The organism is Streptomyces sp. NPDC049837 (genome assembly GCF_040674455.1).
GTDB lineage: Bacteria > Actinomycetota > Actinomycetes > Streptomycetales > Streptomycetaceae > Streptomyces.
Window position 1 is genome coordinate 43,342 of the sequence record NZ_JBFAMP010000014.1, and the last position, 22,780, is coordinate 66,121.

The window sequence follows — 22,780 nt, forward strand, 5'->3', positions numbered from 1 at the left end:
GGGCGGATCCCGGCTCGTCTCATGAAGAGTTCAACGGGCGATCCTCTGCCGGAGTCACGGGTTGCCTCGCGCCTCGGCGCGTCGGCCGACCGGGTGGCCCTCGCCGCCGCCCCCGCGCGGCGGCGGCGTGCGGCGCCATGACCATGCCTAGCGTGGGCCGATGCCGAAGATCCGCTTGTGGCCGGCCGTGGTGCCGGCCGTGTTGTTGCTCGTGACGGGGGCGACGAACGCGGTCGCCGCACCGGCCGCGCCCGGCAGCCACCCGCCGCCGCCCGCGCCCGGACCCCGGAGCGAAGCCGTACGCGGCGCCGCCGGCTGCGCCGACGACCAGTGGCCGTGGGGCTGCGTGGCGGAGTGCGAGAGCGGCGGCCGCTGGAACCTCAACACGGGCAACGGCTACTACGGCGGGCTCCAGTTCAAGCAGTCCACCTGGGAGACGTACGGCGGCCTCGCCCACGCCCCGCGCGCCGACCTGGCCAGTCGGCGGCAGCAGATCACGGTCGCGGAGGAGGTGCTCCGCTGGCAGGGCTGGGTGGCCTGGCCCACCTGTTCCAAGAAGTACGGGCTCTCCGGCCGCGCCCACACCGTCCGGCCGAAGGACACGCTGACCTCCGTGGCGCGGCGGTTCAAGGTGCCGGGCGGCTGGAAGGCGCTGTACAAGGCCAACCAGAAGACCGTCGGGGCGGACCCGGACACGATCCGGCCGGGGACGATGCTGGCCCTCCCCGGCCTCAAGCCGGCCCCGAAGGGGGCCGCCGTTCCCCCGAAGAAGGTCCCCCCGAAGATCGGGAAGTGAATTCGGCCAGCTCGCCGCTGAACGACAGCGCGCCGCGCCGCAGTTCATGGGCCAGGGTGCCGTGCGGGAGGCCGGCCGGCGGGCGCTGCTCGGCGAGGACGACCGCCGCGCCCCGGTCGGCGAGGCCGCCCAGCAGGCCGTAGGTACGGGCCGCGACGGCGGGCGACATGCCGAGGGCCGGCTCGTCGACGAGGACGACACGCGCGGGCGTGAGCAGGGCGCGGGAGAGCGCCAGCATCCGCTGCTCACCCCCGGAGAGGGTGCCGGCGCGGCGGGGGAGCAGCGGGCGGAGCTCGGGGTACGCGTCGAGGGCGGGCGTGAAGTCCCGGCCCGGGGCGCCCAGCCGGAGGTTCTCGGTGACCGTGAGCGTGGCGTACACGGCGCGCCGGTCCGGTACGAAGCACAGGCCGCGGCGCGCCCGCCGGTGGGCGTGCAGCCGGGTCACGTCGGCGCCCCGCCACAGCACGCGTCCGGCACTCAGCGGCACCGTACCGGCGAGGGCGCGCAGCACGGTGGTACGCCCCGAGCCGTTGCGGCCGAGGAGCACGGTGACGGTGCCGGGCGGGACGGGCAGGTCCACGCCGTGCAGGGCCTCCAGGGGGCCGTAGCGGACGTGGGCGGCGCGCAGCGCGATCTCGACGCTCATGACACGATCCGCCCCGCCTCCATGACGTGCACGGTGTGCGCGACGTCCGCGACCAGGTCGAGGTCGTGCTCGACGACCAGGACGGCCGTCCCGTCCGCCGCGAGGGCCTTCAGCACGCGGGCGAGGGCGGCGGTCTCATCGGCGTCCAGCCCGGCGGCGGGCTCGTCGAGCAGCAGGGTGTGCGGCCGCCCCGCGAGGGCGCGGGCCACCTCGACCCGGCGGAGGGCGCCCGTGGACAGCCCGGCGGCGGGCAGGTGGCGGGCGCGGGTGAGGCCGAGCAGCCGCAGGGCCTGCTCGACGGCGTCCGGATCGTCGCGCACGCGTCCCTGCTCGCCGCCGACGCGTACGTTCTCCTCGACCGTCAGGGACGGGAAGACGGCCAGCTCCTGGAACGTCCGGGCGATCCCGAGCCGGGTACGGGCGTGGGAGGGCCGCGCCGTGATGTCGGTCCCGTCCAGGCTGACCCGTCCGGAGGCGGGGCGGGCGGTGCCGGCCAGGCAGTGGAACAGGCTGCTCTTGCCGGCGCCGTTGGGCCCCACGAGGGCGGTGACCCTGCCGGGTTCGACGAGCAGGTCCACGCGGTCGAGGGCGGTGAACCCGTCGTAGCGGAGGGTGACTTCGCGGGCCTCCAGGCCGCGGGTGGGGGCGGCGGGGGCGGGTGCGGCCCTGGGCCGGCGGGGGTGCGCCCGGCGTCCGGCCGGGCTGGTGACGCCACCGGCACCACCCGTGCGGCTGGGACGGTCGGGTGCGGGCCCTCCCGTGGCCGGCCGGCCGGCGGCGGCTGTGGGCGGGTGGGTTCCACGCGCGCGTGCAGGGCGGCGTCGGCGGGCCGGAGGGCCCGGTGGGCGGGCCGCCCCCGGCAGCAGCGACGTCAGGGGCGGGACGCGGGCCGTGAAGGCGGCCAGGAGGCCGATCACCGCCGCCGCCGCGCCGCCCCGGGCGCCCGCGTCGAGGCCGACCAGGAGGACCGCGGCGACCAGCGGGCTCAGCAGGCTGTCGGCGCCCAGGACCAGGACCGCGGCGAACCACAGCAGGCCGCGTACCGGGTCGTACGCCTCCGGGTCGAAGGCCTGGACGCCCATGCCCAGCAGGCCGCCGCCCAGCGCCGCCAGGGCCGCGCCCGCGACGAAGGCCCAGACCTTCAGGGCGGGGACCGGCACGCCCGCCGCCTCCGCGCCCGCCTCGTGGTCGCGCAGCGCGGCCAGCGCCCGCCCCGTACGGCCCCGGCGCAGGGCCGCGACCAGGAGCAGGGCGAGGGCCAGGACCGCGAGCTCGACGGCGTAGTAGGCACGGTCCGAGGCGAGGCCCGCCGGGCGCGACAGGGAGAGCCCCGCCGTGGCATAGGGCTGCGCGAACACGAACCGGCTCACGGCCACGCCCACCGCCAGCGTCGCCAGCGCCAGGGCCAGGCCGTGGCGGCGGATCGCCGGCCAGCCCGTGAGCAGGCCGAGCGGGGCGACCAGCACGGCGGCGACCAGGAGCGCGGTGAGCTCCGGGAGGCGGGGCAGGCCCGGGAAGCGGCCCGCCGCCAGCAGCGCCGTGAACAGGGCGCCCAGGCCCGCGTACGCCGCCTGGCCCAGCGAGATCTGACCGCCCCGGCCGGTGACCACGACCAGGGACAGCAGGACGACGGCGAGCGCCGGGACCCGCACCGCCGTCTGGAGGTCGCCGCCGGCGAACCCGAGCGGCAGCAGGAACAGCACGCCCGTCGCCACCCACACCCCCGGAGGGACGCGCGCCCCCGCCGTCGACGTACGCGGCAGGGCGTCCCGCGCCCCCACGCCCGGCAGCACCAGCGCGGCGACCAGCAGGGCGACGACGAACAGGTTGGTGGCGACGGCCTGGACCAGCGGGCCCGCCCAGCCCATCGGGTGGAACCGGGTCAGTTGGGCCTGGGAGACCGCGACGACCAGCGCGGTCGCCACCGCCACCGGAAGGCTCCGCATCCGGGCCACCACCGCCACCGCGATCACCTCGACGACCAGCAGCGGCAGCCCGTACGGGTCGAGCCGTACGTACGGCGCCAGCAGCACGCCCGTCAGCCCCGCCGTGAACGCCCCGAAGGCCCACCCCACCGCCGACACCCGGTCCGCGTCGATCCCGCCCAGCACCGCCAGCGCCCGGTTGTCCACCACCGCCCGCAGCTCCCGCCCCAGCTTCGTCCAGCGGGTCACCGCCCCCACCGCGCCGCCCACCAGCAGCACCGAGGCCAACTGCGCCCACGGGTCGTCACCCAGCAGCACCGGCGCGTCCGCCCGCGCCCCGCCGCCCCACACCAGCGCCGCGCCCCCGACGAGCAGTACGAACACGCCGATGGACGCCACCAGGGTCCGCGCCGGGTCCAGGTCGAGCACCGCCGCCGGCCGGAACACCGCCCGGTCCAGCACCAGCCCGATGCCGGGTGCCACCACCAGCAGCGTCAGGCACGCGGCGAGCGGCAGCGGCCAGCCCCACTCCACCACCAGGTGCCGCAGCACGTACGCGCAGATCATGGCGATGGCGCCGTGCGCGAGGTTCAGCACGCCCGTCGCACGGTAGGTGACGATCAGTCCGATGCCGGTCAGGGCCGCCGCGCTGCCCACCGCGAGCCCGGCCAGGACGAGTTCGTACGTGAGGGACGACACGTCAGCTCTCGGGCTCGCACACCGGGCACGGGTCCAGCGCCGCGTCGCCGGCGGGCACCACGTCCGCCTTGCCCGCCACGAGGGGGCAGTCCGGGCGGTGCGCCAGCGTCCCGCCCGGAACCCGCACCGGCGGGGCGTCGGAGGACGGGCGGTCCGTCCCGGCCTGCGGCTCCTGCGGCCGGGCCCCGGAGCCGCGCGGGACCGGCGCCCCGCCCAGCAGGACCGCCCCCGCGACGATCAGCGCCGCGCCGGGCACCGTGCAGGACGCCAGGTACGGGATCTGCCGTTCCGCGAAACGCTCGCCGGACACCCCGTACCAGCCCAGCACGCACAGCACCGCGCCGATGGCGGCGGCCACGACCCCGCCCCACCACAGCAGTCGCGATGTCGGCATCCCGGGCCTCCGCTGGCTCCGCTGGCGAGATAGGGCGATTCCTTGCACTATGCCCAAGAAGGCCCAAAAAGGCACAGACCCCGGAACCCGGTGGTGAGCCAGATGGTCCACAAGAGTCTCCCCAAGCGTCCCCGCGCCGCGGCACTGGCCGCCGCAGCGGTCCTGGTCCTCGTACCGACCGCCGCGGCCTGCGGCGACGGCAACGGCGAAGCGGAAAGGTCCCCGACCGCGACCGCACCCCAGAACCAGCCGGCCGACCCGGCCGCGGCACGACAGCAGATCCAGAAGAACTGGACAGCCTTCTTCGACCCGAAGACCCCGGTCGACGAGAAGGTCAAGCTCCTTGAGAACGGCGACCGGATGCGGCCCGTCCTCCAGGCGTTCGGCGCCAACCCACAGGCCGCGCAGACCTCCGTGAAGGTCAAGAACGTCGCGTTCACCTCGGCCACCCAGGCCAATGTCACCTACGACCTGCTGGTCGGCGGCAACCCGGCCCTGCCCGACTCCAAGGGCACCGCCGTGCACCAGCAGGACACCTGGAAGGTGTCCGTGAAGACGCTGTGCGCGCTGGTCAAGCTCAGCCCCGATGCGACAGCCGTGCCGGGCTGCTGAACGCCTGCTGCCGGCGGCGCTCCTGCTGCTCAGCCTGCTGCTGAGCGCCGCCTGCGGCAGCCGCCTTCCGGAGAGCGATTTCGAGCACCGGCCCACCGCCCCCACGACCGGCGGCGGGGAACCGATCCGGATCGGCGTCATCACCGGAGCCACCAGCCCCGTCGGCGGCGGCGCCCTCACCGGCCCGCGCGACGGGGCGCTGGCGTACTTCGCCGCCCTCAACGCCCGCGGCGGCATCGACGGCCGCCGCGTGGAGGCCATCACCTGCGACGACGGCGGCAGTGGCGTCGGCAACAACGAGTGCGTGCACGAGCTCGTCGACGAGAAACGGGTCTTCGCCCTGGTCGCCACCACCGCCCTCGACTACGCGGGCGCCGCGCGCGTGTCCCGGGCGGGCGTCCCCGACATCGGCGGCCAGCCGCTCGGCCCCGCGTACGACACGTACCCGCACCTGTACGGGATCTACGGCAGCTCCGCGCCCCGCACCGGCGGCGAACCCGGCTGGAACGGCGTCCTGACCGGCGGCACCGAGGTCTACCGCTGGTTCAAGCGGGCACACGGCGCCCGCACGGCGGCCGTCGTCTCCTACAACCAGGCCGCCTCCGCGGCGTACGCCCGGCTGGTCGAGCGCGGCCTGGAGGCAGAGGGGTACCGGGTCGTCACCGAACAGGTCGACTTCGCCCTCCCCAACTACCGCGCCGTCGCCGCCGACCTCCGCGAACAGGGCGTCGACGTCGTCTTCGACGCCCTGGACACCCACGGGAACGCCCAGCTCTGCGCGGCGATGGACGCCGTCGGCGTGAACGTCACCGCCAAGGTCACCAACGTCCAGAACTGGAACCAGGACGTCCCGCGCGACTTCGAGGACGCCCCGCGCTGCCGCAACGCCCTGTGGGTGACCGGCGCCAGCCGCAACCACGACGAGGAGGACCACCCCGCCGTACGGGAGTTCCGGGACGCCATGAAGGGCAAGCCGCTGTCGCAGTGGGCGCTGGAGGGCTGGGCGGCCGCCATGTGGTTCACGGACGCCGCACGGTCCTGTACGAAAACCGGCCTCACGCGCGCGTGCGTCGAACGGTTCATGAACCGCGCCGAGCCGTACACCGCCCGGGGCCTGCTCCTGCCCGTCGTCTTCGAGCGGCTCCCCGAGCCCCCGAAGACCCGTCACACCTGCCTGTCCGTGGCCCGTTGGCAGGACGGCCGGGGCTGGGTCACCCAGGGCGGCGACATGTACGACAACTGCGCCACCGTGCCCCAGCTCACCTACCGGCCCTGACCGGCCACGGGCCCTGACCGGCCGCTCCTCGGAAAGCCAAGTACAGTCCACCCTTGACGACCACTTCGACGGCCATCGGACCAGTCCGGACCACCAGGGGGACGCGGCGACGCGATGCATATCTCTTTCCTGCTGCACAACGCGTACGGCATCGGCGGCACCATCCGTACGACGTTCAACCTCGCCCAGACCCTGGCCGAGCGGCACGACGTCGAGATCGTGTCCGTCTTCCGCCACCGCGAGGAGCCGACCCTCGGCGCCCCCGCCGGCGTGACGATGAAGCACCTGGTCGACCTGCGCAAGAACAGCCCCACGTACGACGGCACGCACCCCGACTACAAGAAGCCCGCCAAGGTCTTCCCGCGCGGCGACGGACGCTGGAAGCAGTACAGCCGCCTCACCGACGACCGGATCGCCGCCCACCTGAAGAGCCTTCAGGCCGACGTGGTCGTCGGCACCCGCCCCGGCCTCAACGTCCATATCGCCCGCCAGGCCCGCCGGGGCCCCGTCCGCGTCGGCCAGGAGCACCTGACCCTGGACAGCCACGGCTACCGGCTGCGCCGGGAGATCGGCCACCGCTACGCCCTGCTCGACGCGATCACCACCGTCACCGAGGCCGACGCCCGCTCCTACCGCGGCAAGCTCAAGCTGCCCGGCGTACGCATCGACTCCGTGCCCAACAGCGTGCCCGCCCCGACGGTCGCGCCCGCCGACTCCACGGCCAAGTGGGTCGTCGCGGCCGGCCGGCTCACCCGAGTGAAGCGCTACGACCTGCTCGTCGAGGCGTTCGCGAAGGTGGTCGCCGCCCGCCCCGACTGGCGGCTGCGGATCTACGGCGCGGGCGACGCCACCGGCAACGAGCGGACCGCCCTGCGCGCCCTCATCGAGGCACGCGGGCTGCACAACCACGTCTTCCTGATGGGCACGGCCAACCCGCTGGAGCCCGAGTGGGTCAAGGGCTCCATCGCCGCCGTCACCTCCCGCCTCGAATCCTTCGGCATGACCATCGTCGAGGCGATGCGCTGCGGCCTGCCGGTGGTCTCCACCGACTGCCCGCACGGTCCCGGCGAGATCATCGAGGACGGTGTCGACGGGCGGCTGGTGCCGGTCGGCGACGTGGACGCCATCGCCGCCGCGCTGCTCGCCCTCATCCAGGACGACGAGCTGCGGCGCCGCACCGGACAGGCCGCGCTCGCGGCGTCGCAGCGCTTCGACCCGGTCCGGATCGCCGAACGCCACGAGGCGCTCTTCACCGAGCTGGTCGCGCAGGGCGCGAACGGCCGCTCGCGCGGCCGGGCCCGCGACGCGCTCCACCGCACCCGCGGGGCGGTCCTCGACGCCGCGTACGCGGTGCGTTACAAGGCCGCCGATGTGCTCCGGAAGGGAAAGCCCGCATGAGCGACGCCACCACCACGGCCCCCGCGCACGGCGCGCCGCCCCGCGCGGACTGCGTCGCGGACTCCGCAGGTGGCATCACCTTCGACCTGGTGGTCGTCGAGGCCGCCCAGCCGGTGCTGGTACTGCGCCGGCGCGGCGGCTCCGGCGGCCCGTCGGACGAGACCCGGCTGCCGCTCACCCCGGCGAGCGAGGGCCACCTGCGCGCGGTGCTGCCGAGCACCATGGAGCTCGCCGAGGGCCGCTGGGACGTCTACCTGGACGAGCGTGCCGTGGAGCCGGGCATCCGGGACCTGCGGGCGCTCGTCGACCGGGTGCCGGACGAGGAGGGCGGGGTCGCCGTCCGCGTCCCGTACCCCACGGCGGACGGCCGGCTCGCCGTGCGGAGCTGGACGCGCATGCCGCACGCCGAGGCGGGCGACATCCACTTCGGCGAGGGCGCCTGCACCGTCGAGGGGACGCTGCACGGGGTGCGGCTCGGCGACGGTGCGATGGCCGAGGCCCGGCTGGGCGGGAAGGTCCGCACGGTGCCGGCCGACGGCGAGAAGGGGTCGTTCTCCTTCACCCTCGCGTACGACACGCTCGCCGAGCCGCCGGTCGCGGCGGAGCAGCTCTGGGAGCTGTGGCTGCGGCCCGAGGCGGACGCGGAGCCGGTGCGGATCTCGCGCGTCCTGGACGACGTCTGGGACCGGAAGAACGTCTTCGTGTACCCGGTGCACCAGGGCGAGGGCTACAAGGCGGCGCCCTGCTACACGACCGACAACGACCTCTGCGTACGGGTCACGAAGTAGCACCGGTCGCGGACCGTACCTGTCCGCGACCGGTGGCAGACTCGCGCGCATGTTGGAGACCTCGGCACGACTGCTGCGCCTGCTGTCCCTGCTCCAGGCCCACCGCGAATGGTCCGGCGCCGACCTCGCGCGGCGCCTCGGCGTCACGCCGCGCACGGTACGGCGTGACGTCGACCGGCTGCGCGAGCTCGGCTACCCCGTCAACGCCAGCCCCGGCACGGGCGGCGGCTACCAGCTCGGCGCGGGCGCCGCGCTGCCCCCGCTGCTCCTGGACGACGACGAGGCGGTCGCGGTCGCCGTCGGGCTGCGCACCGCGGCGGGCAGCGGCATCGAGGGCGTCGGCGAGACGTCGGTGGGCGCCCTGGCCAAGCTGGAGCAGGTGCTGCCCGACCGGCTGCGGCGCCGCGTCAGCGCGCTGACCACCTTCACGGTGCCGATGCTGCGCGCGCCCGAGTCCCGGGTCGACCCATCGGTGCTCACCGAGCTCGCGGCCGCCTGCCGGGACAGTGAGCGGCTGCGCTTCGAGTACCGCGACCACAGCGGCTCGGCGACCCGCCGCACGGTGGAGCCGCACCGCCTGGTGTGCACCGAGCGCCGCTGGTACCTGGTCGCCTGGGACGTGGACCGCTCCGACTGGCGTACGTTCCGGGCGGACCGGATCGTTCCCAGGCCGCCGCACGGGCCGCGCTTCCCGCCCCGTACGCCGCCCGCCGAGGACCTGGCGGCCTACGTCTCGGAGGGCGTGTCCACGACGGCGTACGCGGCGAAGGCCGTCGTGCGCCTCCATGTCCCGGTCGCGGAGGCCGCGCGGGTGGTCGGGCCGATGGACGGCGTCCTGGAGGCGGAGGGGGAGTCGACGTGTCTGCTGCGCACGGGCGCCGCCGGTCTCGACGTCCTGGTGATCCACGTCGTACTCATGGGTCTGGAGTTCGAGGTGGTGGAGCCGCGCGAGCTGGATGACCACATCCGGGTGGTCCGTGACCGCCTCTCGCGGGCCCTTGACCGGTCCGCCCAGTCGCATCGGCACTGTGGCAATTCTGCGGGGAACGCGTGAATGCGCTGTGGCGTGCCCATTATCGTGACGATATGTCGAAGCGTTTTTCGGGGCTCGCGGGAATTCGCCCGTACGGCGGTTCGGAAAGGGACTCCCGCCCCTCCGGAATTCCGGTGGCAACGCCCGTGGGAGTGCCGTGGGAGTGCCCTCCGGCGGAAGAGCGCCTTACTGAACACATGTCGTGATCCTGTGACACAAGCGTGACCGCTGAGGTACGTGAGGATGGTGGGGCGATGCGCCCGGCCCGGCTTCCGTCACCGTGCGCCGCGGCCTACGGTGAAGGACATGGCACCGATTCCGAGCTCCCCCCAGCAGCCCGACGACAGCCCCGAGTCGTACGTAGGCCTCGACGAACGTGACGCGGAGCAGCGCGCCCGCTCCCATGGCTGGACCACGGTGCGGTCACTGCCACCCGGCACGATCATCACCCTGGAGTTCGTGGCGGGCCGGATCAACTTCGAGGTCGACGACGCCACCGTCACCCGCTGCTGGGTCGGCTGACGCATCCGCACGGACAAGGGCCCCGGCTTGGCGAAGCCGGGGCCCTTTCCTCGTCTGCCGTGGCGTCTCAGCCGCCCGTCACCGGCCGTGAGCGCGGCGGCCGGCGGCTGCCCGCCGGAGTGACGGGCGTCCGCTCCGACCGCACCACCGCGTGCGGCCGCGGCTGCGTGAGCGTGGTCCTGACCGTCGCCGGACGGCCGACGCCGCCCGCGGCCGGTACCGGCTCGCGCACCGGCTCGTCGTCCGCGCCCACCGGCCGCTGCTGGTATATCGCCGGCCGGGGACCGCCCGCGGCGACGGGCAGCGACGGCGCCTGGCGCCGACGGGCCCGCACCTGCTCGCGCACCGAGAAGATCAGGCCCTCGGCGCGGGCGATCAGCGGCTCGCACCAGGGCAGCCCGAGCAGGATCAGCAGTCCGGCCGCCCAGCCGAGCAGCACATCACTCAGCCAGTGCGTACCGAGGTAGACGGTGGTCAGGCCCACACCCAGGGCCACCACGGCGGACAGGGCCGACAGGTAGCGCCTGGCCCGGGGGGTGGTGGCGAGATAGGCGAGAATGCCCCAGGTCACCACGGCGTTGGCGGTATGTCCGGAAGGAAATATATCGCCGCCCGCGAACATCTCGGCCGAGCCGATCTGCGTCGCGTAGTGGGGGCCCAGCCGGCCCAGACCGAGTTTGACCGCGCCCACCGTGACGTTCAGCAGCAGCAGGGCGGCGCCCAGCACCAGCAGCGGGCGGAGCGTGTGCTGCCGCCAGGAGCGCCAGCCGAGCCAGGCCGCCACCATCACGGCCGTGGGGCCGCGCTGGCCCAGTACCACGAAGTAGTCCAGCGTCGCGTGCAGCTCCGGCCACTGCTGATACGGCCGGAAGAGCATGACCTTCCAGTCGAGGGTCACCAGCCACGACGAGACGAGCACGGCCACCACGATGGCGAGGTAGAACGCCGACGTCCCGCCGAAGAGGGCGAGACGGGTGCGGCTCATCCGCGGGATCTCAATCTTCGGCGGTTCCGGCTCCCGGTCCAGACGGGCAAAGATGTCGGTACGCACCCAATCGACGTTACAGGGAGTGAGTGTCGGCCCACGCCCATCCGCTCTCTTCGTGATGACGATGTGATGTGGAGTGTGTCTCAGTCGGCTGTTTATTCCGTGCTTATCCATAAACCTCGGGGGCCGTGGCCCGATAACCGCGGGGCCATTGGTCGGAAGTGTGTTTGTGTGCCACGGGAAATGGCCGGGGGCGGCCCGGGGCCCTCGAATTCCTCCTCCCGCCGCCGGCCGCCTCCCCCTGGTACGCGGCCCGGCCCCGCCCCTGACGGGCCGGCCGGAGTGGCGTACGCCACACCCGCGCGTCTGCCCCCGTGAGAGGTGGACCACGCGCCACCGGCCGGGACTCGCGTACGCTGGCGGCTCACTCGCCCATCGATGCCGGGCCCCCGGAAGTCGTCCCCCTCCGGCCGGTGCCCACCGAGCGCGAGGGTTCATCCGTGGTCTGTGGGAGGTTCGTACATGTCCGTGACGACCACGGCCGGAGCACGGCTGCGTGCCACCGGCGGCGGTGCCAACCGCTGGGTCGTCCTCGTCGTCCTCTGCGTCAGCCTGCTGCTGGTCGCGCTCGACGCCACCGTCCTCCACGTCGCCGTCCCCGCCGTCACCGAGGACCTGCGCCCCAGCTCGACGGCGCTGCTGTGGATCGTCGACGCCTACCCCCTGGTCTGCGCCTCGCTGCTGATCCTCTTCGGCACACTCGGCGACCGGATCGGGCGGCGCCGGGTCCTGCTGGCGGGTTACGGACTGTTCGGCGTGGCCTCGGCGGTCGCCGCCTTCGCCGACACGCCGGCCGTGCTGATCGCCGCCCGCGCGCTGCTCGGTGTTGGCGGCGCGATGATCATGCCCGCCACTCTGTCGATCCTCCGCGCGGTCTTCCCCGACCGCCGCGAACGCGCCACGGCGATCGGCATCTGGACGGCCGTCGCCGCCGTCGGCGCCGCCACCGGGCCCGTCCTCGGAGGCTTCCTGGTCGAGCACTTCTGGTGGGGCTCGGTCTTCCTCATAAACATCCCCCTGATGGCGCTGATCCTGCCGCTGGGCCGCTGGCTGCTCCCCGAGTCCAAGGGCAGCGGCGACGGTCCCTGGGACGTGCTCGGCGCGCTCATGGCGGCGGCCGGTGTGCTGGGCGTGGTCCTCGGCGTCAAGCGGGCCGGCGCCGGCGGCCCGGTGCTGAGCGTGGAGACGGCCGGGCCGCTGCTGCTCGGCGCGGCACTCCTGGTCCTCTTCGTACGGCGGCAGAGGCGCCGCGCGCACCCGCTGATCGACATGCGGATGTTCGCCCGGGCGGCCTTCACCACCTCCGTCGGCTGCATCGTCCTCGCCATGCTGGCGCTGGTCGGCCTGGAGCTGATCGCCGTCCAGTACCTCCAGCTCGTCCTGGACCTGAGCCCCGTCGAGACCGGGCTGCGGCTGCTGCCGCTCACCTTCGCCGCGATGGCCGCCGGCGCCACCGGCTCGTACACGCTGCGGCGCGTCGGCCCCCGCCGGATGGTCGGCTGGGGCTTCGTGCTCACCGCCGGGGCCGTCCTGCTGCTGGTCCTGATGGGCCAGCACGACCGGCCGCTGCTGCTGACGATCGGCTTCGTGCTGCTCGGCTTCGGGCTCCAGACCACGCTGTTCGGCGCGTACGAGTCGATGCTGAGCGAGGCCCCGGCGCACAGCGCGGGCGGCGCCGCCGCGATCGGCGAGACCTCCTACCAGCTCGGTGCCGGAATGGGCATCGCCCTGCTCGGCAGCGTCATGAACGCCGCGTACGCGCCCGGCCTCACGCACGTGCCGGGCGTGCCCGCCTCCGCCGGCTCGGCCGCCGCCAACTCGCTGGGCGAGGCGTACCAGGTCGCGGCCGGCCTGGGCGGCCCGGCGGGCGAGGCGCTGCGCACGGCCGCGCGGCACGCGTTCGTGCACGGCCTGCACGTCACGCTGGTCGTCAGTGCGGGGCTGCTGCTGCTCGGCGCGCTCATGGCGGTGCGGCTGCCGCGCGTGATGGACTGCCGGCCGGACCTGGACGCCCGCCTGGGCGCCGCGGACTCCTGGCCGGAGTCGGAGGGCACCGGAACGGGCCCCGGCACGGACGGCGACGCCCCCGTGGTCCATGTGCCCGCGCGGCGCGAGCCGGTGGAGCCGGCAAGGGCGGGGCGTTCGACGCGCTGAGCGCGGGTGCCGCCACGCGGTGGGGCACACTGCGGTGTGGCGCCCGCCGCCGGGTCTGGACGTGCGGCGGAGCCGCGTCGTAACGTCGGCGCCGCAGCGTAACTAACACCGCTAGTTTTAGTGGCCGCCCGGAGGTCCCGCATGTCCGCACCCGAGAAGCAGCCCGCGAAGCTCCCGCCGTTCGACGCCGGTGACCCCCTCGGCATCGACGACCTCCTCGGCCCCGAGGACCTCGCCATCCGCGACACCGTCCGCGCCTGGGCCGCCGACCGGGTCCTGCCCCACATCGCCGACTGGTACGAGAAGGGCGAGCTGCCCGGCATCCGGGAACTGGCCCGCGAACTCGGCTCGATCGGCGCGCTCGGCATGTCCCTGGAGGGCTACGGCTGCGCGGGCGCCACCGCCGTCCAGTACGGGCTGGCCTGCCTGGAGCTGGAGGCCGCCGACTCCGGCATCCGCTCGCTGGTCTCCGTCCAGGGCTCCCTCGCCATGTACGCCATCCACAGGTTCGGCTCCGAGGAGCAGAAGCAGCGCTGGCTGCCGTCCATGGCGGCGGGCGAGACCATCGGCTGCTTCGGCCTGACCGAGCCTGACATCGGCTCCGACCCGGCCGCGATGCGGACGTACGCCAAGAAGGACGGCACCGACTGGGTGCTCAACGGCCGCAAGATGTGGATCACCAACGGCTCGGTGGCCGGGGTCGCCGTCGTATGGGCGCAGACCGACGAGGGCATCCGCGGCTTCGCCGTGCCGACGGACACCGCCGGCTTCTCGGCGCCCGAGATCAAGCACAAGTGGTCGCTGCGCGCCAGCGTCACCAGCGAGCTGGTCATGGACGACGTACGGCTGCCGGCCGACGCCGTGCTGCCGGGCGTCACCGGCCTGAAGGGCCCGCTGAGCTGTCTGAGCCACGCCCGGTACGGAATCGTCTGGGGCGCCATGGGCGCCGCGCGCTCGTCGTTCGAGGCGGCGCTGGAGTACGCGAAGACGCGCGAGCAGTTCGGCAGGCCGATCGGCGGCTTCCAGCTCACCCAGGCCAAGCTCGCCGACATGGCGCTGGAGCTGCACAAGGGCATCCTGCTCGCCCACCACCTCGGGCGGCGGCTCGACGCCGGAAAACTCCGCCCCGAGCAGGTCAGCTTCGGCAAGCTGAACAACGTACGGGAGGCGATCGAGATCTGCCGCACCTCGCGGACGATCCTCGGCGCCAACGGGATCTCGCTCGAATACCCCGTCATGCGGCACGCCACCAACCTGGAGTCGGTGCTCACCTACGAGGGCACCGTCGAGATGCACCAGCTCGTGCTGGGCAAGGCGCTCACCGGCCTCGACGCGTTCCGGTAAGCGGCCTCGCCCGCTAGCTCTGGTTGAAGAAGCCGTCCTGGGTGTGCGGTCCGGGCTCCCCGTTGACGATCTGCGTGTCCGCGGGCGTCAGCAGGAAGACCCGGGTCGCCACGCGCTCGATCGAGCCTCGCAGCCCGAAGGTCAGGCCGGCCGCGAAGTCGACCACGCGCTTGGCGTCGGCGGGCTCCATGGACGTGAGGTTCATGATGACCGGGACCCCGTCCCGGAAGAGCTCGCCGATGCTCCGGGCGTCCCGGAACCCGTCCGGGGACACCGTGGCGATCCGGCGGCCCTCCTCCTGGGCCGCCTCGGAGGCGACGCGCACCCGCGGGTCGGTCACCCAGGCGTCGCTGCTGCGGTCACCCTCGGCGTACTCGTCGTCGTAGTAGCGCTCGTCGTTGTCCTCGACGAGTCCGAGCCATGCACTCGCCTTGCGCACCGATCCCATGGACGCCTCCTTTCACGCGGTCACTTGTGGTTCCGCTATCCCTATGGTCGTCCATCATGCGGATCGCGCGCCAAGTGGACAGTCGCCGCGCGAGCGATTCGTGACGGTACTGGTGCAGAAGATGTGGCGATTCGTCAAGGTTCCACGGGCGTACGGGCCCTGAGAAGGGGCCTGCGTAACTCAAATATGAAATTCGGGCCGTACGGGTGAGCGTGCGGACGTACGGGTGAACGAACCGGCTCGGTACGATGCCCGCCGCGCACTTACGCACCACCCACGGGGGAGCACCATGTTCGGAATCGTCAGGCCCTGCACGCACCGGCTCACGGATGGGCTGAAGACCGAGTGGATGGCCCATCTGTGCGGGCTCTGCCTGGCACTTCGGGCCGACCACGGGCAGTTCGCCAGGGTCGCCACCAACTACGACGGCCTCATCGTCTCGGTCCTGACGGAGGCTCAGACCGAGCGCACCGCCGGGGCGCGGCGCACGGCCGGGCCCTGCCCGCTGCGCGCCATGCGGACGGCACCCGTCGCCCGGGGCGAGGGCGCGCGGCTCGCCGCCGCCGTCTCGCTGGTGCTGGCCTCGGCGAAGGTACGGGACCATGTCGCCGACCGGGACGGGCTGCTGGCCCGCAAGCCGGTGGCCGCCGCCGCGCGCCGGGTCGCCGTCAACTGGGACCGGGCGGGCGCCCGGGTCGGGCGCGACCTGGGCTTCGACACCGCCGTCCTGGTCGACGCGGTGGACCGGCAGACCGGGATCGAGTCGCTGGCCGGGCCCGGCACGCCCCTGCTCACGATCACCGAGCCGACCGAGACGGCCACCGCCGCGGCCTTCGCGCACACCGCCGTCCTGGCCGGCAAGCCGCAGAACGTGGCGCCGCTCGCCGAGGCGGGCCGGCTCTTCGGGCGGCTCGCGCACCTGCTGGACGCCGTGGAGGACCAGGAAACTGACGCCGTGTCGGGCGCCTGGAACCCGCTCACCGTGACCGGTACCCCGCTCGCCGAGGCGCGACGGCTCGCGGACGACGCGCTGCACGGGATACGGCTCGCCCTGCGCGACGCGGAATTCGTGGACGACACGCTGCTGCACATGCTGCTCGCGCACGAGCTGCGCCGGTCGGTGGACCGGGCGTTCGGCACCGCGACGTGCTCGCACCAGGGGTACGGCACACCGCAGCAGCCGTACCAGGGCGGCCAGGGCCCGTACGGCGCGTCGAACCCGTACGGCGGGCAGAACCCGTACGGCGGGCAGCCCGGCGCCCCCGGTGGCGCGTACCCCGGTGGACCGGGCGGGTACGGCGGTGGTCACGGGCATGGCGGTCCCGGCGGTCCCGGTGGCTTCGGTGGCGGGATGCCGCCCGGCCCCGGCGGCCCCGGCGGCGGGTCGTCCCGGCCCAAGCCCCGTGGCTTCTGGGCCGGGTGCGCGGCGTTCACCTGGCTCTTCTGCACCTGCCAGATCTGCTGCGCCAAGGAGTACGAGGGTCCCTGGTCCCGCAAGAAGCGCGAGGGCTGCTGCCGCGACTGCGACTGCAACCCCGGAAGCTGCGACTGCTGCTGCCCCTGTGACGGCTGCTGACGGCCCGTAAGGTTGCCGCATGAGCAGCGAACCCCAAGCGGACTGGCGGCGCTGGCACGACTGGCGCGTCGCCTCCGTATCGGCCCCCTACGGCCCGCTCTCCCTCACCGGCACGTACTGGCTCTCCGACTACCCGGAAGGGCGAATTCCGGCCGTCGCCGGAACCTGGCGGGAAGCCGGCGACCACGTGCTGCTGAGCGCCACCGCGGCCGACGGCATCACCGTCGACGGCACGCCCCTGACCGGCGACGTCCGCCTGACCGCCGACCACACCCCGATCGAGCGGGCACGGGTCGCGGCGGGGGAGCGGCGGCTCGTCGTGCTGCGCCGCGAAGGGCTCTGGGCGGTCCGCGACTTCGACCCGGCCGCCCCGGCGCGGCGCGCGTTCACCGGCATCGAGGCCACCCCGTACGACGAGCGCTGGGTGGTGCCCGGGACCTACCGGCCGTACGCCGCCGAGCGCAGCGTCCGCGTCGAGAACGCCGACGGGCGCGAGCGCGGGCTCGGCCTCTCGGGGGAGGTCGCGTTCACGCTCCAGGGCGCCGAGCACACCCTCAAGGCCGCGGTGGAGGACGACGGCTCGCTGTGGGCCGTCTTCGCCGACGCGACCAGCGGCAAGGACACCTACCGCTTCCGCTTCCTGCGGCCCGCCGCCCCCGGTGCGGACGGGCGGGTGACCGTCGACTTCAACCGGGCGCTGCTGCCGCCGTGCGCCTTCGCCGAGCACTTCATCTGCCCCTTCCCGCCGCCCGGAAACACCCTCCCGGTGCCGGTCCCGGCGGGGGAGCGGAACGTGATGAGCGGCTGACACGTCACAGGGACGGAGCCCGGCGGACGGGCAGGGCCGCCGGGCGCCTTCCCCTGCCCGCCCCCGGCTCGGCCGAAAGACACCCTTGCGTCCACCGGCCGAGCCTGCGAATACTCCCGAAGCAGCGCTTGTCAGGGGCACGGCGTGTCCGAAATCCGGACCCCCGGACCTGACTGCGCCTCACGGGCCCGATCCCCCACGGCGGGCCCCCGATTCCCCTCGGGAGGAACGAGAAGTGAGGAACAAGCGCACCACCCCCCGCAGTGGCATAGCCAGACGATCCCGTCTGCTCGCCGTCGCCACCGGTCTCGCCGCCGCCGCCACCCTCGCGGTCCCCGCCGCGAACGCCGACTCACCGCGGTCCTACAGCGCCGCCGAGCTGTCCGCCGCCGGCTCGGCCGTCCTGGAGGCCGACGTACCGGGCACCGCCTGGCACGTCGACCCGGCGACCAACGCCCTGGTCGTCACCGCCGACTCGACCGTCTCCCAGGCCGAGATCGCCAAGATCAAGCGCCAGGCCGGAGCCAACGCCGGCGCCCTGAGGATCGAGCGCACCCCCGGCAAGTTCACCAAGCTGATCTCCGGCGGTGACGCCATCTACGCCAGCAGTTGGCGCTGCTCGCTCGGCTTCAATGTCCGCGACAGCGCGGGCACCACGTACTTCCTCACCGCCGGTCACTGCACCGACGGCGCGGGCACCTGGTACGCCAACTCCGGCCGGACCACCGTCCTCGGCCCGACCACCGGCTCCAGCTTCCCGAACAACGACTACGGCATCGTGCGCTACTCCAACACCTCCATCGCCAAGCCCGGCACCGTGGGCAACGTCGACATCACCAGCGCCGCCAACGCCACCGTCGGCATGTCCGTCACCCGCCGCGGCTCCACCACCGGCACCCACAGCGGCAGCGTCACCGGCCTGAACGCCACGGTCAACTACGGCGGCGGCGACGTCGTCTACGGCATGATCCGGACGAACGTGTGCGCCGAGCCCGGCGACAGCGGCGGCCCGCTCTACTCCGGCAGCCGCGCCATCGGTCTCACCTCCGGCGGCAGCGGCAACTGCCGTACCGGCGGCACGACCTTCTTCCAGCCGGTCACCGAGGCGCTGAACGCCTACCGCGTGAGCGTGTACTAGCCCTTACGGCGCGACGGGCCCCCGGCCGGATTCCCGGCCGGGGGCTCGACGTCCTGCCCGGGAGCGCCCACATTTGAGAGGATGTGACGGCGCTCGGCCACAGGGCGACGTCGGAGAGCGGGGGCGGATGAAGCGCATCGGAGTGACCGGCCACAGGGACATCCCCGACGAGCTCCACGCCCATGTGCGCGCCGCGATCCACGCCGTGGTCCACGCGGCCACCAGGGGGCACGGGGGCGGGCTGGAGGCGCTGTCCAGCCTGGCCGCCGGGGCGGACCAGCTCTTCGCGGACATCGCCCTCGCGTGCGGGGCCGAGCTGACCGCCGTCATCCCCGCCGGGGACTACGAGGACGGCTTCACCGACCCCGACGAACTGGCCCGTTACCAAGCCTTCCGCAAGCGCGCCACGCGCGAGGTCCGGATGGACTACGCGCACTCCACCGACGAGGCGTACTACGCTGCCGGCACCTACATCGCCGACCACTGCGACCGGCTGCTCGCCGTCTGGGACGGCCGACCGGCCCGCGGCCTCGGCGGCACCGGCGACATCGTCCGCTACGCCCGTGACCTCGGGAAACCGGTGACGGTCATCTGGCGCACGGGCGTCGAACGCGCCTGACGGGTTCACCGACGGTGCTGGACCAGCCAGTCGGTGTGCTGGGGCGAGACGATGCGCTCGGTCTCGTACACGGCCGCCGCCCACCTGTCCTCGCCGATCACCGTCTCCATCGCGGTGTGCATCGCCGCCAGGTCCTCCTCCACCAGCGAGTGCGCCGCTATCAGCGGCTGGTGGCGGCGGATCTCGCTCCAGGCCACGCACGCGGCCGCCGCGGCCGACAGCAGCCCGGCCATCACGGCCGAGTCGCCCACCGAGAAGGTCCGCAACACGCCCAGGAAGAGCGCGAGGCCCGTGAGCACCGAGATGGTGACGGACCACAGCGTGGTGGCCCGGCGCGACACCACGGTCTTCCTGTGGTACCAGTTGCGCTGCTCGATCAGCCGGTCCCTGACGTACGTCTCCTTGCGTATCCGGAAGGGCTTCTCGCGCAGCATCCGCATGGCCGGGGTGATGAGCTCGCTCCGGTCATCGGCCGGCGCCGACGCGCGCGGGTCGACCCAGCCCACTTTCCGCAGCTCGCCGAGCCCCGCCTCCAGCCGGGACAGGAACTCCCCGTCAGGGTCGGGGAAATCGGCGTCGAAGGGCGCGCCGTGGACGGCGTACCGCCAGCACATCGACTTGATGAACTCGGCGGCGGATCGGTTCAGTTGCCAATGCGACTTCGCACGGCGCCTGGAGGCGCGGTACGTGGCCAGGAGTACGCCCGCGTACGCCAACGCGCTGAGCGCGCCCGCCAGTTGGAACGCATCCCCGATGGGCCAGCCGCCGGGTATCGCCGCCAGGCAGGCGCCCGCGACCAGCAGCCAGAGCTGTAAGCGGGTGTCCTGCACCGCGTCGCGCTGGCGGGCGATGGCGATCTCGTCCGCCCGGTGGAACAGCGCAGGCAGATCTGCGTTTCGGAAGACCATGCTCTGCAGTGGGCCCTGAAACCCGGTCATGCGCACCCCCGGTCTGCGGTTTTGTCGTCACTCTTTCGGTGGAATGGCTCGTTCCGGGTCGGTCGGGGAATACTGGCGCAACGCTTTTGTTTCAACCTCTTGCGCTGATTTGCTGTGGGTGGGCATGAGAGTAAAGTCGTGCCGCCGACACTGCAACGGTGCGGTTATCCCCAACCGACCCACTCCCCCTAGGACGGCCGTCGTGAGCTTTCAGACCTCAGTCACCTTCGCTGTCGCGAAGAAGAATCGCGTTCCACTCGCCGAGATCGACGTGCGAGGAGCGGCAGCCGCCAAGAAGCTGAGCCGCGTTCTGCCCTCGGTGACCGACCGTACCGAGCGTGTCTCGACGTTCAACTCGGCGCTCTAAACTGGCGGAATGACTGGACCCCTGGTCCCATTCCGCGAGATCGTCCTGAAGGTCCACAGCAGGTGTGATCTTGCCTGTGACCACTGCTATATCTATGAACACGCTGATCAGAGCTGGCGTACCCGCCCCAAGGCAATCTCTGACCAGGCCATTTCCTGGACAGCTCTGCGACTGGCCGAGCATGCCAAGAAACATGCCCTGCCCTCCGTGTCAGTGATCCTGCACGGAGGGGAGCCTCTGCTGGCAGGACCCGCGCGCCTCAGGCGCGTCTGCGAGGAGCTGACCACCGCCCTCGCCCCGGTCACCGAACTGGACCTCCGTATCCACACCAACGGCCTCCAGCTCAGCCCCCGCTACCTCGATCTCTTCGACGAGTACGGCGTGAAGGTGGGCATCTCCCTCGACGGTGACAAGACGGCCAACGACCGCCACCGCCGCTTCGCCGACGGCCGCAGCAGCCACCCCCTCGTGCTCAAGGCCATCGACCTGCTGCACCAGGAGCGCTACCGCCACCTCGACCTCGGCCTGCTGTGCACCATCGACGTGGCCAACGATCCCGTCGCCGTGTACGACGCGCTCACCGCGCTCGCGCCCCCGCGCATCGACTTCCTGCTGCCGCACGCCACCTGGGAAGAGCCCCCGCCCCGCCCGGACGGCTCGCCCACCGCGTACGCCGAGTGGATCCTCACCGTCTTCGACCGGTGGGACGACCAGGGCAGGCCCGTTCCCGTGCGGCTCTTCGAATCCGTCCTGTCCACCCTGAACGGCGGACCCAGCCTCACCGAGTCCCTGGGCCTGGCGCCCACCGACCTCGTCGTCGTCGAGACCGACGGCACCCTCGAACAGGTCGACTCCCTCAAGAGCGCCTACGAAGGCGCCGCCGCCACCGGGTTCGACGTGTTCCGGCACTCCTTCGACGAGGTCGCCGCCCACCCCGGCGTCCGGGCCCGCCAGCTCGGCCTCGCCGGAGTCAGCGAGACCTGCCGGCAGTGTCCCGTCGTCCGCTCCTGCGGCGGCGGCCTCTACACCCACCGCTACCGGGCCGAGGGCGGCTTCGACAACCCGTCCGTCTACTGCGCCGACCTCGAAGCGCTCGTGCGCGGCATCGAGAACCGCACCGCCGCCGCCACCGCGGCACCCGCCGTGGCCGACCCCGGCGCGCTCGTCGCCGAGCAGCACGAGCTGACCCGCGTCCTCCTCGCCGAACTGCACAGCGAGCTCGACGGGCGCGGCGGCGAGGGGTGGGCCGAGGCATGGGAGCTGGCCGGCGCCGTCGAACAGCGCTCCGACGGGCTCGACGAGGTGCTCGCCCACCCCTACACGCGCGCGTGGCTCCTCGACTGCCTGGACGCGCTGCGCGAAGGGCGCGCCGGGGCGGCCGGCCTCGCGGGGGAGCTCGCGCGGTACGTGGCCGCCGCCGCCGTGCGCGGCCGGGTCGACGTCCCGGTCCGCGTCACCCACCGGGGCGGTGCGCTGCACCTGCCGACGCTCGGGACGGTCGGCCTCGGCGTGGCCGGTCCGGTGGAGCTGCGGGCGACCGGGGACGGCTTCGTGGTGCGCGGAGCCCAGGAACTGCGCGTCGAACGGCTCCAGGAGGAGAGCGGGCACTGGCGGCCGGTACGGCGCGGGGCGCACGGCGTCGCGCTGGACGACCTCGACCCGTACCGGGACGGTTTCGCGGCGCCCGTCACCGGCCGGCTCACGCCCGGCGAGGCGGCCGGGTGGGGCGGGCGGCTGGACCGCGCCTGGGCGCTGCTGCGGGACGCCGTGCCGGACCAGGCAGCCGAGGCCGCCGCGAGCCTGACCACCCTCACGCCGCTCACCGGGACCGAGCCGTGCGTGGGGCGGCGGCATGGGTACGGGGCGCTCGGCCTGCCTCTCCACGAGGAGGCCGGAGCGCTCGCGCGGGCCCTGCTGCGCGGCTTCCGGCGGGCCAAACTGCGGGCGCTGCTGGACGTCACGGACCTCTACGCGCTGGACGGTGCCTGGAGCCACCCGGCGCCCTGGCAGGAGGCGCCGGTGCCGGTCTCCGCGCTGCTGGCCGGGGCGTACGAGCGGGCGGGGCTCGCCGCGTACGAACACGGCCATGCCGAACAAGCCGAAAGGGCGCTCGATCTGCTGGAAAACGCCGCCGAACTCACCGTGAGCGGCAAGCTCCTGGTGGCCGGGGTGCGCAAGGAACTGTGCCGATCAAGGGAACCGGCCGTCATGCTGTCGCATGGATGACCGAAAAGCAGCGTTGAATGACTGA

The 22,780-nt window shown here is 73.4% G+C and carries 21 protein-coding genes; 15 read left to right on the forward strand and 6 right to left on the reverse strand.

Annotation, left to right across the window (positions count from 1 at the left end; all coding sequences use genetic code 11):
• The first annotated feature begins 160 nt into the window (after positions 1–160).
• Positions 161–796, forward strand: a complete 636-nt coding sequence (locus tag AB0J57_RS30120; protein ID WP_366131511.1) for a transglycosylase family protein — start codon at positions 161–163, stop codon at positions 794–796.
• Here AB0J57_RS30120 and AB0J57_RS30125 read toward each other — a convergent pair.
• Genes AB0J57_RS30125 through AB0J57_RS30135 form a run of 3 tightly spaced genes read right to left on the reverse strand, consistent with a single transcriptional unit; the run spans position 732 to position 4,460 of the window.
• Positions 732–1,442: an ATP-binding cassette domain-containing protein gene (locus AB0J57_RS30125; protein WP_366131513.1), complete on the reverse strand. Its 711-nt coding sequence runs from the start codon at positions 1,440–1,442 to the stop codon at positions 732–734. The two genes, AB0J57_RS30120 and AB0J57_RS30125, sit on opposite strands and share 65 nt — an antisense overlap.
• Positions 1,439–4,066 carry an ATP-binding cassette domain-containing protein gene (locus AB0J57_RS30130; protein WP_366131514.1) on the reverse strand — a complete coding sequence of 876 codons (2,628 nt, stop codon included), beginning with the start codon at positions 4,064–4,066 and terminating at the stop codon, positions 1,439–1,441. Before AB0J57_RS30130 ends, AB0J57_RS30125 begins: the two co-directional genes overlap by 4 nt.
• A gap of 1 nt (position 4,067) precedes the next feature.
• Positions 4,068–4,460, reverse strand: coding sequence for a hypothetical protein (locus tag AB0J57_RS30135; RefSeq protein WP_366131516.1), 393 nt, complete (start codon positions 4,458–4,460; stop codon positions 4,068–4,070).
• A gap of 102 nt (positions 4,461–4,562) precedes the next feature.
• On the opposite strand from AB0J57_RS30135, the gene AB0J57_RS30140 reads away from it, so the two are divergent.
• The 6 genes from AB0J57_RS30140 to AB0J57_RS30165 all read left to right on the forward strand — a co-directional run bounded on the left by AB0J57_RS30140 (position 4,563) and on the right by AB0J57_RS30165 (position 10,089).
• Entirely contained in the window at positions 4,563–5,072 is a 510-nt protein-coding gene (locus AB0J57_RS30140; protein ID WP_366131517.1) for a hypothetical protein, read from the forward strand.
• Complete coding sequence (locus AB0J57_RS30145) at positions 5,047–6,348, forward strand: ABC transporter substrate-binding protein (protein WP_366131518.1); 1,302 nt, start codon at positions 5,047–5,049, stop codon at positions 6,346–6,348. Before AB0J57_RS30140 ends, AB0J57_RS30145 begins: the two co-directional genes overlap by 26 nt.
• Before the next feature lie 114 nt (positions 6,349–6,462).
• Entirely contained in the window at positions 6,463–7,746 is a 1,284-nt protein-coding gene (locus AB0J57_RS30150) for a glycosyltransferase family 4 protein (protein WP_366131519.1), read from the forward strand.
• Entirely contained in the window at positions 7,743–8,534 is a 792-nt protein-coding gene (locus tag AB0J57_RS30155) for a hypothetical protein (RefSeq protein WP_366131520.1), read from the forward strand. Before AB0J57_RS30150 ends, AB0J57_RS30155 begins: the two co-directional genes overlap by 4 nt.
• A 49-nt stretch (positions 8,535–8,583) precedes the next feature.
• On the forward strand, positions 8,584–9,588 hold the full coding sequence (locus AB0J57_RS30160) for a YafY family protein (protein WP_366131521.1): 1,005 nt from the start codon (positions 8,584–8,586) through the stop codon (positions 9,586–9,588).
• A 285-nt stretch (positions 9,589–9,873) separates the two neighbouring features.
• The gene (locus tag AB0J57_RS30165; protein ID WP_366131522.1) at positions 9,874–10,089 is read left to right on the forward strand and encodes an I78 family peptidase inhibitor; all 216 of its coding nucleotides are present in this window, start codon (positions 9,874–9,876) and stop codon (positions 10,087–10,089) included.
• Between the two features lie 67 nt (positions 10,090–10,156).
• Here the strand turns inward: AB0J57_RS30165 and AB0J57_RS30170 are convergent, their stop codons facing one another.
• Positions 10,157–11,140 carry a phosphatase PAP2 family protein gene (locus tag AB0J57_RS30170; RefSeq protein ID WP_366131523.1) on the reverse strand — a complete coding sequence of 328 codons (984 nt, stop codon included), beginning with the start codon at positions 11,138–11,140 and terminating at the stop codon, positions 10,157–10,159.
• Positions 11,141–11,599: 459 nt separating this feature from the next.
• Between AB0J57_RS30170 and AB0J57_RS30175 the strand changes: the two genes are divergently transcribed.
• Both AB0J57_RS30175 and AB0J57_RS30180 read left to right on the forward strand, forming a co-directional pair.
• Entirely contained in the window at positions 11,600–13,291 is a 1,692-nt protein-coding gene (locus tag AB0J57_RS30175; protein ID WP_366131524.1) for an MFS transporter, read from the forward strand.
• Positions 13,292–13,432: 141 nt separating this feature from the next.
• Positions 13,433–14,635, forward strand: a complete 1,203-nt coding sequence (locus tag AB0J57_RS30180; protein ID WP_366131525.1) for an acyl-CoA dehydrogenase family protein — start codon at positions 13,433–13,435, stop codon at positions 14,633–14,635.
• 13 nt (positions 14,636–14,648) lie between these two features.
• On the opposite strand, the gene AB0J57_RS30185 is transcribed toward AB0J57_RS30180, so the two are convergent.
• Positions 14,649–15,083 (reverse strand): cell division protein SepF, encoded by a 435-nt coding sequence (locus AB0J57_RS30185; RefSeq protein ID WP_366131526.1) that lies wholly within the window; start codon positions 15,081–15,083, stop codon positions 14,649–14,651.
• Positions 15,084–15,372: 289 nt separating this feature from the next.
• Between AB0J57_RS30185 and AB0J57_RS30190 the strand changes: the two genes are divergently transcribed.
• From AB0J57_RS30190 to AB0J57_RS30205, 4 genes are all read left to right on the forward strand, one after another.
• On the forward strand, positions 15,373–16,659 hold the full coding sequence (locus AB0J57_RS30190) for a DUF5685 family protein (protein ID WP_366131527.1): 1,287 nt from the start codon (positions 15,373–15,375) through the stop codon (positions 16,657–16,659).
• Positions 16,660–16,678: 19 nt separating this feature from the next.
• Positions 16,679–17,467 carry a DUF1684 domain-containing protein gene (locus AB0J57_RS30195; protein WP_366131528.1) on the forward strand — a complete coding sequence of 263 codons (789 nt, stop codon included), beginning with the start codon at positions 16,679–16,681 and terminating at the stop codon, positions 17,465–17,467.
• A 235-nt stretch (positions 17,468–17,702) separates the two neighbouring features.
• Positions 17,703–18,605 carry a S1 family peptidase gene (locus AB0J57_RS30200; protein WP_366131529.1) on the forward strand — a complete coding sequence of 301 codons (903 nt, stop codon included), beginning with the start codon at positions 17,703–17,705 and terminating at the stop codon, positions 18,603–18,605.
• A 127-nt stretch (positions 18,606–18,732) separates the two neighbouring features.
• On the forward strand, positions 18,733–19,224 hold the full coding sequence (locus AB0J57_RS30205) for a hypothetical protein (RefSeq protein WP_366131530.1): 492 nt from the start codon (positions 18,733–18,735) through the stop codon (positions 19,222–19,224).
• A 5-nt stretch (positions 19,225–19,229) separates the two neighbouring features.
• Here the strand turns inward: AB0J57_RS30205 and AB0J57_RS30210 are convergent, their stop codons facing one another.
• Entirely contained in the window at positions 19,230–20,132 is a 903-nt protein-coding gene (locus AB0J57_RS30210) for a DUF4231 domain-containing protein (RefSeq protein WP_366131531.1), read from the reverse strand.
• Between the two features lie 232 nt (positions 20,133–20,364).
• Between AB0J57_RS30210 and fxsA the strand changes: the two genes are divergently transcribed.
• Positions 20,365–20,529, forward strand: a complete 165-nt coding sequence (gene fxsA / locus AB0J57_RS30215; protein ID WP_366131532.1) for an FxSxx-COOH cyclophane-containing RiPP peptide — start codon at positions 20,365–20,367, stop codon at positions 20,527–20,529.
• Positions 20,530–20,538: 9 nt separating this feature from the next.
• A complete protein-coding gene (gene fxsB / locus AB0J57_RS30220; RefSeq protein ID WP_366131533.1) occupies positions 20,539–22,755 on the forward strand; it encodes a radical SAM/SPASM protein FxsB, inactivated metallohydrolase extension form in 2,217 nt (738 codons plus the stop codon).
• The last annotated feature ends 25 nt before the right edge of the window (positions 22,756–22,780 follow it).